The 13,058-nt window shown below is 70.7% G+C and carries 11 protein-coding genes; all 11 read left to right on the top strand.

The features are described 5' to 3' along the window. Genes ftsL through ftsA form a run of 11 tightly spaced genes read left to right on the top strand, consistent with a single transcriptional unit; the run spans nucleotide 1 to nucleotide 12,943 of the window. A complete protein-coding gene (ftsL, locus tag ACY35P_RS05705; RefSeq protein WP_462114889.1) occupies nucleotides 1–264 on the top strand; it encodes a cell division protein FtsL in 264 nt (87 codons plus the stop codon). Between the two features lie 56 nt (nucleotides 265–320). Further along, on the top strand, nucleotides 321–2,150 hold the full coding sequence (locus ACY35P_RS05700) for a peptidoglycan D,D-transpeptidase FtsI family protein (protein WP_462114888.1): 1,830 nt from the start codon (nucleotides 321–323) through the stop codon (nucleotides 2,148–2,150). Next, entirely contained in the window at nucleotides 2,147–3,616 is a 1,470-nt protein-coding gene (locus ACY35P_RS05695) for a UDP-N-acetylmuramoyl-L-alanyl-D-glutamate--2,6-diaminopimelate ligase (RefSeq protein WP_462114865.1), read from the top strand. The genes ACY35P_RS05700 and ACY35P_RS05695 overlap by 4 nt, the downstream gene beginning before the upstream one ends. After that, complete coding sequence (locus ACY35P_RS05690) at nucleotides 3,613–4,989, top strand: UDP-N-acetylmuramoyl-tripeptide--D-alanyl-D-alanine ligase (protein ID WP_462114864.1); 1,377 nt, start codon at nucleotides 3,613–3,615, stop codon at nucleotides 4,987–4,989. The genes ACY35P_RS05695 and ACY35P_RS05690 overlap by 4 nt, the downstream gene beginning before the upstream one ends. After that, the gene (mraY, locus tag ACY35P_RS05685) at nucleotides 4,979–6,067 is read left to right on the top strand and encodes a phospho-N-acetylmuramoyl-pentapeptide-transferase (RefSeq protein WP_462114863.1); all 1,089 of its coding nucleotides are present in this window, start codon (nucleotides 4,979–4,981) and stop codon (nucleotides 6,065–6,067) included. The genes ACY35P_RS05690 and mraY overlap by 11 nt, the downstream gene beginning before the upstream one ends. Then, nucleotides 6,064–7,386, top strand: coding sequence for a putative lipid II flippase FtsW (ftsW, locus tag ACY35P_RS05680; RefSeq protein ID WP_462114887.1), 1,323 nt, complete (start codon nucleotides 6,064–6,066; stop codon nucleotides 7,384–7,386). Before mraY ends, ftsW begins: the two co-directional genes overlap by 4 nt. Then, nucleotides 7,383–8,489, top strand: coding sequence for an undecaprenyldiphospho-muramoylpentapeptide beta-N-acetylglucosaminyltransferase (murG, locus tag ACY35P_RS05675; RefSeq protein ID WP_462114862.1), 1,107 nt, complete (start codon nucleotides 7,383–7,385; stop codon nucleotides 8,487–8,489). Before ftsW ends, murG begins: the two co-directional genes overlap by 4 nt. Continuing rightward, a complete protein-coding gene (gene murC / locus ACY35P_RS05670; protein WP_462114861.1) occupies nucleotides 8,486–9,922 on the top strand; it encodes a UDP-N-acetylmuramate--L-alanine ligase in 1,437 nt (478 codons plus the stop codon). Before murG ends, murC begins: the two co-directional genes overlap by 4 nt. Further along, nucleotides 9,919–10,902 (top strand): D-alanine--D-alanine ligase, encoded by a 984-nt coding sequence (locus ACY35P_RS05665; RefSeq protein WP_462114860.1) that lies wholly within the window; start codon nucleotides 9,919–9,921, stop codon nucleotides 10,900–10,902. Before murC ends, ACY35P_RS05665 begins: the two co-directional genes overlap by 4 nt. After that, a complete protein-coding gene (locus ACY35P_RS05660) occupies nucleotides 10,899–11,708 on the top strand; it encodes a cell division protein FtsQ/DivIB (RefSeq protein ID WP_462114859.1) in 810 nt (269 codons plus the stop codon). The genes ACY35P_RS05665 and ACY35P_RS05660 overlap by 4 nt, the downstream gene beginning before the upstream one ends. After that, nucleotides 11,705–12,943, top strand: coding sequence for a cell division protein FtsA (ftsA, locus tag ACY35P_RS05655; protein WP_462114858.1), 1,239 nt, complete (start codon nucleotides 11,705–11,707; stop codon nucleotides 12,941–12,943). The genes ACY35P_RS05660 and ftsA overlap by 4 nt, the downstream gene beginning before the upstream one ends. The last annotated feature ends 115 nt before the right edge of the window (nucleotides 12,944–13,058 follow it).

The raw sequence follows: 13,058 nt of genomic DNA, 5'->3' as shown, positions 1-13,058 counted from the left end.
ATCGGCCGCGTGCTGCTCGCCGTGCTGGTGGTCGCCAACGTGGCGACCGCGCTCGCGGTCGTCGAGACGCGTCAGCACCACCGCCAGCTGTTCGCGCAGGCGACGAAGCTGGAGAAGGCGCGCGACGAACTCAACATCGAATTCGGCCGCCTGCAGCTCGAGCAGGCGACGTGGGCCGAATCCAATCGCATCGACCAGGTCGCCCGCGAGCGGCTCGGCATGAAGTTTCCGGAAGGCAGCGAAACCGTGGTGATCCGTCCATGAGGACTCCGGGCGAGCATCGCCGCAACCGCAACGAGCGCCGCGAGGGGCTCGAGCCGATGCGTCGCCTGCGCGCATTGCTCGGCGGCGCCGGCGGCAGCCGCGGTCGCGCGCGCATGGACCTGCGCATGCGCCTGCTCGGCCTCGCCGCAGTGATGGGCCTGTGCTCGTTCGCGCTCGTCGCGCGTGCCTTCTACATCCAGGTGCTCGACCGCGACTTCTACGTCGCGCAGGGCCAGGCGCGCTCGCTGCGCGAGATCCCGATCCCGACCTCGCGCGGCATGATCACCGACCGCAACGGCGAGCCGCTCGCGGTGTCGACGCCGGTCGAGTCGATCTGGGGCAATCCGCAAGAGCTGCTCAAGAGCCCGCAGCGCCTTCCGGCACTCGCAGCCGCGCTCGGCGTGCCGGTCGACGTGCTGCAGCGCAAGCTCGGGCAGAAAGCGGGCAAGGAGTTCATCTACCTCAAGCGCCGCATCAATCCCGACGAGGCGCAGCAGATCCTCGCGCTCGGCATTCCGGGCGTTTCGAGCCAGCGCGAATACCGCCGCTTCTATCCGCAGGGCGAAGCCATCGCGCAGGTGCTGGGCTTCACCAACATCGACGACGAAGGTCAGGAAGGCCTCGAGCTCGCCTTCGACGAGTGGCTGCGCGGCAAGCCCGGCGCCAAGCGCGTGCTGCGCGACGGCCGCGGCCGCGTGCTGGAGAACGTCGACCTCGTGCGCGCCGCCGAGCCCGGCCGCGACCTCACGCTCACCATCGACCGCCGCATCCAGTTCCTCGCCTACCGTGAGCTGCGCAATGCGCTGCTCTCGCACGGTGCGGCGAGCGGCTCGATCGTCGTGCTCGACGTCGCGACCGGCGAAGTGCTCGCGATGGCGAACCTGCCGACGTTCAATCCGAACGCGGTCGGTACCACCGACCGCGACGCACACCGCAACCGCGCGATCACCGACGTGCTGGAGCCCGGCTCGACGATGAAGCCGATCACGATCGCCGCGGCGCTCGCGAAGGGCATCGTCACCCCGACGACGCCGATCGACCTCTCCCCGGGCTGGATGAAGCTCGGCAAGTACACCATCCGCGACCACAGCAACTACGGGATGCAGACGGTCACGGGCGTCATCACCAAGAGCTCGAACATCGGCGCGAGCAAGATCGTCGCGCGTCTGGACGACCACTACTACTACGACTTCGTGCGCAACTTCGGCTACGGCCGCAAGCCGGGCAGCGGCTTCCCGGGCGAGTCGGCGGGCGTCGTCGCATCGCCGGCGAACTGGAACGGCCTGCAGAAGGCGACGATGTCCTACGGCTACGGCTTGTCGGCGACGCCGCTGCAGATCGCCGTCGCCTATGCGGCCATCGCGAACGGCGGCCGCCTGACCACGCCGACGTTCGTGCGCGGCGAGCGCGGCCAGGTGCGTCGCGTGCTCGACCCGAAGGTCGCGGGCGAGGTCATGAAGATGATGCAGACGGTGACCGAGACCGGCGGCACCGCGACGCAGGGCGCGATCCTCGGCTACCACGTCGCAGGCAAGACCGGCACCGCGCGCATGTTCAACGGCCGGGGCGGGTACTCGCAGAAGTACATCGCCTACTTCGCCGGCGTCGTGCCGGTCGACAATCCGCGCTTCGCGACGGTGGTCGTCGTCAACGACCCCGATCCTTCGAAGGGCGGCTACTTCGGCGGCCTGGTGTCGGCCCCGGTGTTCAAGTCGGTGATGGAAGGCTCGCTCCGCCTGATGGACGTGCCGCCGGACGACATCGAGACCTGGCTCGCCGCGCAGGACAAGGCGAACGGCGCCGCGCCGCGCACCGTGGCCGCGACGGCGCCGGTCGATTCGGCCGACGACGAGCCGATGCCGCTCGACGTGCAGGTGACGCCATGACGCGCGCCATGCGCCTCGCCGAACTGCTTCCCGACGTCGACGGCATCCCCGTCGACCTCGTCGTCTCGGGCCTCGTTCAGGACAGCCGCGAGGTCCGGCCGGGCGATGCCTTCGTCGCGATCGCCGGCTTCGGCGCGCACGGCCTCGGCTTCGTCGATGCGGCCCGGGCGCGCGGCGCAGCCGTCGTGCTGTTCGAGCCGCCGGCCCCCGCCGGGTTCGACGTGCCGGCCGACGCCATCGCCGTGCCGGGCCTGCGCGCACGACTGGGTGATATGGCGCACCGGCTGCATGGCCGGGCGAGCGAGGCGATGACGGTGGTCGGCGTGACCGGCACCAACGGCAAGACCACGACGGTCCAGCTCATCGCGCAGGCCTGGACGCTGCGCGGCACGACCGCCGCGACCATCGGCACGCTCGGCGCCGGCCTCTACGGCCGCACCGAGCCGACCGGATTCACCACCCCGCTCGTGCTGCGCCTGCATGCGCTCATCGGCGGGTTGCACGACGGCGGTGCGCAGGCGCTCGCTATGGAAGTGAGCTCGCACGCGCTCGACCAGGGCCGCGTCGACGGCGTGCGCTTCGACGTCGCCGTGTTCACCAACCTCACGCGCGACCATCTGGACTACCACGGCACGATGGCCGCGTACGGCGCCGCCAAGGCACGCCTGTTCGGCTGGCCGGGCCTCGGTGCCGCCGTCGTCAATCTCGACGACGAGTACGGCCGCCAGCTGTTCGGTGCGCTGCCGGCCGCGGTGCGCGCGATCGGCCTGAGCTCGCGCGGCGCGGACGGCGCCACGTTGCGTGCGGACGGCCTGCGACTTGATGCCTCAGGGCTCGCCTTCGACCTCGTGACGGACGCCGGCCGCGCGCCGGTGCGTTCGTCGCTGCTCGGCCGCTTCAACGTCGACAACCTGCTCGCCGTCGCGGGCGTGCTGAGCGCGCTCGGCGCGGAGCTCGGCGACGTCGCCGACACGCTCTCGCGCCTGCAGCCGGTCGCCGGCCGCATGAACCGCCTCGGCGGGGACGGGCGTCCGCTCGTCGTCGTCGACTATGCGCATACGCCGGACGCGCTCGAGCAGGCGCTCGCGACGCTGCGCGCGCATACGAAGGGGCGCCTGCTGTGCGTCTTCGGTTGCGGCGGCGAGCGCGACGCCGGCAAGCGTCCGCAGATGGGCGCGATCGCCGAGCGGCTCGCGGACGTCGCGATCGTCACCGACGACAACCCGCGCAGCGAGGACGGCGACGCCATCGTCGCCGCGATTCTCGAAGGCTTCGCCGACCGCGACCGTGCGCGCGTGCTGCGCGATCGTCGCAGCGCCATCCGCGAGGCCATCGCGCAGGCGGTCGACGACGACGTCGTGCTGATCGCCGGCAAGGGCCACGAGCCGTACCAGGAGATCGCGGGCGTGAAGCATCCGTTCGACGACGCCGTCGTGGCGCGCGAAGCGCTGGAGGTCTGCGCATGAGGCCGCTGCGCCTGTCCGAAATCGCCGCGATGACGGCCGGACGCGTGGTCGGCGAGGACGTCGTCGTCGAACGCCTGCTCACCGACACCCGCGGGCTCGCGGCGGTCGATCCGTCGGTGCGCGCCGCGGGCCTGTTCGTCGCACTCAAGGGCGAACGCTTCGACGGCCACGACCATGTCGCGGCCGCGGCCGACGCCGGCCTCGGTGCCGCGCTCGTCTCGCGCGTCTGCGACGGCCTGCCGCAGGTGCTGGTCGGTGACACGCAGCTCGCGCTCGCGGACCTGGCCCGCGGACTCCAGGCCTCGCGCACGACGAAGGTCGTGGCGGTCACCGGCAGCAACGGCAAGACCAGCGTCAAGACACTCGTGCTCGCCATCCTCGAGCAGGCCGGGCGCACCTATGCGAACCCCGGCAACCGCAACAACGAGATCGGCCTGCCGCTCGCCGTGATCGAAGCGCCGGAAGACGCCGAATTCGCGATCTACGAGATGGGCGCCGGTGCCCCGGGCGACATCGCCTACCTGACCGCCATCGCGCGTCCGGACGTCTCGCTCGTCAACAACGTGGCGCCGGCGCACCTCGAACGACTGGGCTCGCTGCTAGGCGTCGCCGACACCAAGTGCGCGATCTACGACGCGCTGCCGGCGTCCGGTGTCGCCGTGATCAATGCCGACGACAGCTTCGCGCCGTACTTCGCCGAGCGCGCCGCGGGTCGCCGCCACATCCGCTTCGGACTGGAGACCAGCGCCGACGTCACCGCACGCGACGTGCGCCTGACTGACGATGGTTCCACGTTCACGCTCGTCACGCCCGAAGGCGAGGCCGCGATCTCGCTCGCGATGTCGGGCCGGCACAACGTGCGCAATGCGCTCGCCGCCGCCTCGCTCGCGCTCGGTGCCGGCGTGCCGCTCGCGACGATCGCGCGTGGCCTCGGTGCGGCCCGACCGGTCGCCGGTCGCCTGGTCACGCATCGCCTGCCGCATGGCGCCACGCTCATCGACGACAGCTACAACGCGAACCCGGGCTCGCTGGCGGCGGCCATCGACACGCTCGCCGCCATGCCCGGCACTTCGTGGCTGGTGCTGGGCGACATGCGCGAGCTGGGTGACGACGCGCTCGCGCTGCATGCGCAGGCCGGCACGCGCGCCCGCGAAGCCGGCATCGCGCGCCTCTACGCGCTCGGCCCGCTCAGCGCCGCGGCCGTCGAGGCGTTCGGTGCGAACGGCCGCCATTTCGAATCCCATGACGCGCTCGCCGATGCGCTGCGCGCGGACCTCTCCGCCGACGTCCGCGTGCTAGTGAAGGGCTCGCGCGGCAGCGCGATGGACCGCATCGTCGCCGCCCTTTTGAACGGATCGCCCCATGCTGCTTGAACTCACCCGCTGGCTCGAGCAGCTGCAGAGCCACTTCGGCCTGTTCGGCTACCTCACGTTCCGCGGGATCCTCTCGGCGCTGACGTCGCTGTTCCTGTCGCTGTGGATCGGCCCGGCGGTGATCCGGCGCCTGGGCCAGCTCAAGGCCGGCGGGCAGCCGATCCGCACCGACGGCCCGAAGTCGCATTTCTCGAAGGCCGGCACGCCGACGATGGGCGGCGCGCTGATCCTGCTGACGGTGCTCGCCTCGGTGCTGCTGTGGGGCGACCTGCGCAACAAGTACGTCTGGGTCGTGCTCGCGGTGATGGTCGCCTTCGGTGCGATCGGCTGGTGGGACGACTGGATCAAGATCGTGCGTCGCGACCCGAACGGCATGAAGTCGCGCACCAAGTACTTCCTGCAGTCGGTGTTCGGCCTCGGCGCCGGCCTGTTCCTCTATTACACGGCCGACGTGCCGGCGGCGACGACGTTCTACATCCCGCTGTTCAAGATGGTGGCGCTGCCGCTGGTCTCGATCAGCTTCGTCTTCATCGCCTACCTGTGGATCGTCGGCTTCTCCAATGCGGTGAACCTCACCGACGGACTCGACGGCCTGGCGATCATGCCCACCGTGCTGGTGGCCTGCGCGCTTGGCGTCTTCGCCTACGCCTCGGGCAATGCGGTGTTCTCGAACTACCTGCAGATCCCGCAGATTCCGGGTGCCGGCGAACTCATCGTCATCTGCGCGGCGATCGCCGGCGCGGGACTCGGCTTCCTGTGGTTCAACACCTATCCGGCGATGGTGTTCATGGGCGACATCGGCGCCCTCGCGCTGGGTGCGGTCCTCGGCACCATCGCGGTCATCGTCCGTCAGGAACTGGTGCTGGTGATCATGGGCGGCATCTTCGTCATCGAGACGCTCTCGGTGATGATCCAGGTGGCCAGCTTCAAGCTCACCGGCAGGCGCGTCTTCAAGATGGCGCCGATCCACCACCACTTCGAGCTCAAGGGCTGGCCCGAGCCGCGCGTCATCGTGCGCTTCTGGATCATCTCGGTGGTGCTCGTCCTCGTCGGCCTCGCCACGTTGAAGGTGCGCTGATGGACGCTTCCCGCCAGGCCACCCGCTTCGATGCCATCACCGGCCGCTTCGACCCGTGGCTGCTCGGCCTCATCGGTGCGCTGCTCTGCCTCGGCATCGTGATGGTCGGCTCGAGTTCGGTCGCGCAGGCGACGAGCCCGACCTACTACCTCGGCAAGCACCTCGTCTTCCTCACCGCCGGTTCCATCGCGGCGGCGTGGGCGATGCGGACGGAGCTGAAGTTCGTCGAGCGCTACGCGCAGTGGATGCCGATCATCGGTCTCGTGCTGCTGCTGATGGTGGCGGTGCCGGGCCTCGGGGTGACCGTGAAGGGCGCGCGTCGCTGGATCAACCTCGGCGTCACCAACTTCCAGCCGGTCGAGGCGGTGAAGCTGATGATGGTCATCTGGCTGGCCGCCTTCCTCAAGCGCTTCAGCGAGGAAGTCAGCGCCAGCTGGAAGGCGATCATCAAGGTGATCGGCGTGGCGCTCGCGTTCGCGGGCGTCCTGCTCGCGGTGCAGAAGGACTTCGGCTCCTCCGCGCTCATCCTCGCGATGACGGCGGGCATGCTGGTGCTCGGTGGTGCGAACCTGCCGCGGCTGGTCGGCCCGGTGGTCGCGCTGATCCCGCTTGCCGGCGCGATGATCCTGCTCGAGCCCTACCGCGTGCGCCGCCTGACCTCGTTCACCGATCCGTTCAAGGATCCATTCGGCGACGGCTACCAGCTGGCGAACGCGCTGATGGCGGTCGGTCGCGGCGAATGGTTCGGCGCGGGGCTGGGTGCCTCCGTGCACAAGATGTCCTACCTGCCCGAGGCGCATACCGACTTCATCATGGCGGTGATCGCCGAGGAGCTCGGCTTCGTGGGCGTCTGTGTGGTGATCGCGCTGTACGCGGGGCTGGTCGCCCGCGCCATGTGGGTGGGCCTGCAGTGCGTGGAGATGCGCCGCCACTTCGCCGGCTACTGCGCGTTCGGCGTGGCGCTGTGGATCGGCATCCAGAGCACGGTGTCGATCGGCGTGAACCTCGGCCTGCTGCCGACCAAGGGCCTCACGCTGCCGCTGATCTCCTATGGCGGCTCGTCGATCGCGATGACGATGGCGGCGATGGGCCTGCTGCTGCGCATCTCGTATGAACTCGAGCGCGCGCGTCGCCAGGTGGCGCTGCGTCGCGACGTGCCCGCGTCGAATGCCGACAGCGTGGCGCCGTCGATGCAGCGCTCGAACGCCGTCGGCACCCCGCCGGCCGCGAGCGTCACGCCCCTGGGGCGCCCCGACCCGCGCGGCACCAGCCGCCTGCGTCCGCGCGTCGAACCCACGTTCGGGCGCCACAGCGCATGACGCAGACGCACGCCAATGCAGGCGGGCAGGGCGGGGTGATGATCCTCGCCGGCGGCACGGGCGGCCACATCTTCCCGGGACTCGCCGTCGCGCACGAACTGCGCCGGCGCGGCGTCGCGGTCGGCTGGCTCGGAAGCGCGGGCGGCATGGAGACGCGCCTGGTGCCGCAGCACGGGATCGAGGTCGACACCATCGCGATCCGCGGCGTGCGCGGCAAGGGCGTCGCGACGCTGCTCGCTGCTCCCTTCAAGCTGCTGTCCGCGGTCTCGGCCGCGCGGGGCGTGCTGTCGCGTCGCCGACCGCGCGCGGTGATCAGTTTCGGTGGCTTCGCCGCGGGCCCGGGCGGCCTCGCCGCGAAGCTCGCCGGCGTGCCGCTGTACGTGCACGAGCAGAACCGCGCGCCCGGCATGACCAACCGCGTCCTGTCCCGCATGGCGCGCCGCGTGCTTACCGGCTTTCCCGATACTTTCTCTGGCGAGACCGTGGTCGGCAATCCGGTTCGCACGGAAATCGCCGACGTCGCACCGCCCGCGGCACGTTTCGACGGACGCGACGGCCCGCTGCGCCTGCTGGTGCTCGGCGGGAGCCAGGGCGCGGCCGCGCTGAATCGTGCGGTGCCCGCTGCCCTCGCATCGCGCGGTGATGCCGGTGCGTGGCAGGTGCGCCACCAGTGCGGCGAGAAGATGCTCGACGACGCGCGTGCGGCCTATCGCGACGCCGGCGTGGAGGCTTCCGTCGAGCCGTTCATCGCCGACATGGCCGCTGCCTACGCCTGGGCCGACCTCGTCGTCTGCCGCGCCGGCGCGCTCACGCTCGCCGAACTCTGCGCCGTCGGCGTCGCCAGCGTGCTGGTGCCGTTCCCGCAGGCGGTCGACGACCACCAGACCAAGAACGCGCGCTTCCTCGTCGAGCGCGGCGCGGCGCGACTGTTGCCGCAGGGCGAGCACCTCGCCACCCAGCTCGCCGACGCCTTGCAGTCGCTCGGCTCCCGCGAGGCGCTGCGCCCGATGGCCGAGGCCGCCCGCGCGCTTGCGCGACCCGACGCGGCCGCCCGCGTCGCCGACCTCGTGATGGAAGCGATCCCCATGGAACAGGCCGCATGAGCGCGACGCATCGCCATCGCCTCCTCGAGAACGCCGCGGAAGGCGGCGCGCGCGTGCACTTCGTCGGCATCGGCGGCGTCGGCATGAGCGGCATCGCCGAAGTGATGTGCACGCTCGGCTACCAGGTGTCGGGCTCGGACAATGCCGACAACGCCACCACCCGGCGTCTGGCCCGCATCGGCATCACCGTGCATCGCGGCCACGACGCGGCGAACGTCGACGGCGTCGAATGCCTCGTCGTCTCCAGCGCGATCAAGGCCGACAATCCCGAACTGCTGGCCGCGCGCGAGCAGCGCATCCCGATCGTGCCGCGCGCCGAGATGCTCGCCGAGCTGATGCGCTTCAAGCGCGGCATCGCCATTGCCGGCACGCACGGCAAGACCACCACGACCTCGCTCACCGCCAGCGTGCTGGGCGAGGGCGGCATCGACCCGACGTTCGTGATCGGCGGCCAGCTGCTCGCCGCCGGCGCCAACGCGAAGCTCGGCGGCGGCCAGTGGCTGGTGGCCGAGGCCGACGAGTCCGACGGCAGCTTCCTGCGCCTGAACCCGCAGATCGCGGTCGTCACCAACATCGACGCCGACCACCTCGAGAACTACGGCGGCGACTTCGCCAAGGTGCGCGCCGCGTTCGACGAATTCCTGCACCGCCTGCCGTTCTACGGGCTCGCGGTGCTCTGCATCGACGACGAGGAAGTCGCTGCGCTCGCGCGCAGCGCCACGCGCAACGTGCTCACCTACGGCTTCGCGCCGGAGGCCGACGTGCGCGCCGAGGACGTCGTGCAGGACGGCGCGCGCATGCGGTTCACCCTGTGCCTGCCCGATGGCAAGCGCTGCGGCGTGACGCTCGCGATGCCCGGCCGCCACAACGTGCAGAACGCACTCGCCGCGGCGGCGGTCGGCTGGCAGCTCGGCGTCGAGCAGCCGGCGATCTGCCGTGCGCTCGAGAATTTCGCCGGCATCGGTCGCCGCTTCAACCTGCTTGCGCAGGTGCCGGTCGACGGCGGCACGGTCACGCTCGTCGACGACTACGGCCACCATCCGAAGGAACTCGATGCGGTGTTCAAGGCCGCGCGCGGCGGTTGGGGCGACAAGCGCCTCGTCGTCGCGTTCCAGCCGCATCGCTACAGCCGCACGCGCGACCTGTTCGACGACTTCGCCGCCGTGCTGTCGGGCGTCGACGTGCTCGTGCTCACCGAGGTGTACGCCGCGGGCGAGCAGCCGATCGCGGGCGCCGACGCCAAGTCGCTGGCGCGTGCGATCCGCGCGCGGGGCCGTGCCAATCCCGTCGTGGTGCAGCGCGCCGCGGACCTCGCGTCCGTGCTGCCCGACATCCTCCAGGCCGACGACCTGCTGCTGATGATGGGCGCGGGCGACATCGGCGCCGCCGCGCAGCAGATCGCGGCGAACGGTTTCGAAGGAGCCGCGTCTTGAGCCTCGTCGTCGCGCCCCCGCGCATCCAGGATCCGGCCGACTTCGGTCGCGTCGCCGTGCTGATGGGCGGCACCAGCTCCGAGCGCGAAGTCTCGCTCGACTCCGGTCGCAACGTGCTGGAGGCGCTGCAGTCGAAGGGCGTCGAGGCGTTCGCCGTCGACGGCATTCCCGCGCTGGTCGATGCGATCCGCGACGGTCGCGTCGATCGCGTCTTCAACATCCTGCACGGCAACAAGGGCGGGGGCGAGGACGGCGTCCTGCAGGGCCTGCTCGAAGCGCTGCGCGTGCCGTATACCGGTTCGGGCGTGCTCGGCTCGGCGCTCTCGATGGACAAGATCCGGACCAAGCAGGTCTGGCTGAGCCTCGGCCTGCCGACTCCGCGCTACATCCGCCTGCGCAAGGGCGACGACGTGCACGCCGCCGGCCGCAGCCTCGGCCTGCCCGTGATCGTCAAGCCGTCGTGCGAGGGCTCCAGCGTCGGTGTCTCCCGCGTGCACGACGATGCCGGCCTCGACGAAGCGGTCGAACTCGCTGCGCGCTATCCGGGCGAGATGCTGATGGAGCAGCTCGTCGTCGGCGACGAACTCACCGTCGCCGTCATCGCCAATGGCGACGACCATGTCGCGCTGCCGTCGATCCGGATCGTCCCGAAGGGCGAGTGGTACGACTACAACGCGAAGTACATCGCCGAGGACACGCAGTACCTGTGCCCGGGCCTCGACGGCGACGCCGAGGCGGAGATCCGTCGCATCGCGGTCGAGGCCTTCAAGGCCGCGGGCTGCACCGGCTGGGGCCGCGTCGACGTGATGCGCGACCGCACGACCGGCGCCTTCTATCTGCTCGAGGTGAATACCGCGCCGGGCATGACCAGCCACTCGCTGGTGCCGAAGGCCGCGCGGCAGGTCGGCATCGAATTCGCCGACCTCTGCTGGCGCGTGCTCGAGTCCTCGTTCCACCGCGACGGGGGCACCGGCGCGTGAACCCGATGCTCCGGCTCGTGGCCTGGCTGATCGCGGTGGCGCTCGTCGCGCTGCCCGTGGTCGCCGTGCTGCGCGGCTGGATCGGGGCGGACCGCTGGCCGCTCACGCACCTGCGCGCGACGGGCCGTTTCGAGCGGGTCGACCCCGCACTCGTGCAGCGCGTCCTGCTGCCGCATGCGCGCCGTGGCTACTTCGCCGTCGACCTCAAGGCCGCGCAGTCGGCGGTCGCCGCGCTGCCATGGGTCGAGCAGGCGCGCGTGCGCAAGCGCTGGCCCGACGTGCTCGAGGTGACCGTGACCGAGCATCGTCCCTTCGCGCACTGGGGAACCGATCGCCTGCTCTCCGACCGCGGTGCCCTGTTCGAGGCGCGCGGCGCTCGCGTGCCGGCGGGCCTGCCGAAGTTCGACGGCCCGGCGACGCGCACCCGCGAGGTCGTCGAGCTGTACCAGCAGGCGCGCATCCTGTTCTCGCCCGTCGGCCTGCAACTCGACGCCGTCGTGCTCGACCCGCGCGGCAGCTGGTCGCTGACGCTGCTCGACCGCGCGCATGGTGGCGCCCCGACGCACGTGGTGGTCGGCCGCAACGAGGCGCGCGCGCGCATCGGCCGCTTCGTGCGCCTGATGCCGCAGTTGCTGGTCAATCCCGAGCGCCACATCGAGCGCGCGGACCTCCGCTACACGAACGGCTTCGCGCTGGTCTGGTCCGTCGTGACCGGCCATGCCCCGACGCCGCCCGCGCCGGTGGTCCGCACTCCGCGGTCCGCGGCCGTTTCCTTCCCCCGATTCCCGGTGCCTTCCCTCACATGAACCGCAAAGGCGACAAGTCGCTGATCGTCGGCCTCGACATCGGCACCTCGAAGGTGACCGCGCTGGTCGGCGAATACCTGCCGGGCCAGCCGATCGAGGTGATCGGCCTGGGCTCGCACGAGTCGCGCGGCATGCGCCGCGGCGTCGTCGTCGACATCGATTCGACCGTGCAGTCGATCCAGCGCGCGATCGAGGAGGCCGAGCTCATGGCCGGCTGCGAGATCCGCTCGGTCTACGCCTCGATCTCCGGCAGCCACGTGCAGTGCCGCAATTCGCAGGGCATCGCGCCGATCCGCGACAACAACGAGGTCACCTACGCCGACCTCGACCGCGTGCTCGAGGCCGCCAAGGCCGTCGCGATCCCCGCCGACCAGAAGATCCTCCACGCGATCCCGCGCGACTACGTGCTCGACGATTCGCAGGAGGGCATCCGCAACCCGGTCGGCATGACCGGCGTGCGCCTGGAGGTGCACGCGCATCTGATCATCTGCGCGCAGTCCGCCGCGGCGAACATCAGCAAGTGCGTGCAGAAGTGCGGCCTCGCGGTCGACGACCTGATCCTGTCCGTGCTCGCGTCCTCGCAGGCGGTGCTCACCCCCGACGAGCGCGAGCTCGGCGTGGTCTGCGTCGACCTCGGCGCGGGCACCACCGACATCGCCGTCTACGTGCAGGGGGCCATCGCCCATTCGGCCTCGCTGCCGATCGCGGGCGACAAGGTCACCGAGGACATCGCGCACATGCTGCGCACGCCGACGCCCGAGGCCGAGCAGATCAAGGTCCGCTACGCCTGCGCGCTGGCGCAGATGGCGACGGCCGAGGAATCGATCCAGGTCCCGAGCGTGGGCGACCGCCCGCCGCGCCGCATGCCGCGCGCCTCGCTCGCGCAGGCCGTGCAGGCGCGCTACGAGGAAATCTTCGAGATGGTACAGGCCGAACTGCGCCGCTCGGGCTTCGAGCAGCACGTGCGCGCCGGCATGGTCCTGACCGGCGGCGCCGCAAAGATGGAAGGCGTGGTGGAGCTGGCCGAGGAAATGCTGCAGATGCCCGTGCGCGTCGGCATCCCGCAGCACGTCACCGGCCTGGGCGAAGTCGTCGGCAATCCGGTGCATGCCACCGGCGTCGGCCTGTTGCTGATGGGCAGCCAGATCGAGAACCCGCGTCGGCCGATGCTGCCGACGGGGCGCGCGGGCGGCCTCTTCAGCCGATTGAAGACCTGGTATCGCGGCGAGTTCTGAAGGCAGGGCTCGTCGTCAGTCGTGGGTGGGCGGCGAAGCGAAAAAAAGTGCGGAAAATTTCGTAGCGGCAGCACACAGCGTTTCAAACATCAGCAACAATAGACATCAAATAAAG

The sequence above is a fragment of the Lysobacter xanthus genome, assembly GCF_047159895.1.
Note: the sequence above shows the minus strand (reverse complement) of the source record. Positions and strands in the feature narration are given on the sequence as shown.

Coding starts and splice junctions, on each gene's coding strand:
- ACY35P_RS05700 (WP_462114888.1), top strand. CDS start 321: ATGCGTCGCCTGCGCGCATTGCTCGGCGGCGCCGGCGGCAGCCGCGGT.
- ACY35P_RS05695 (WP_462114865.1), top strand. CDS start 2,147: ATGACGCGCGCCATGCGCCTCGCCGAACTGCTTCCCGACGTCGACGGC.
- ACY35P_RS05690 (WP_462114864.1), top strand. CDS start 3,613: ATGAGGCCGCTGCGCCTGTCCGAAATCGCCGCGATGACGGCCGGACGC.
- mraY (WP_462114863.1), top strand. CDS start 4,979: ATGCTGCTTGAACTCACCCGCTGGCTCGAGCAGCTGCAGAGCCACTTC.
- murG (WP_462114862.1), top strand. CDS start 7,383: ATGACGCAGACGCACGCCAATGCAGGCGGGCAGGGCGGGGTGATGATC.
- murC (WP_462114861.1), top strand. CDS start 8,486: ATGAGCGCGACGCATCGCCATCGCCTCCTCGAGAACGCCGCGGAAGGC.
- ftsA (WP_462114858.1), top strand. CDS start 11,705: ATGAACCGCAAAGGCGACAAGTCGCTGATCGTCGGCCTCGACATCGGC.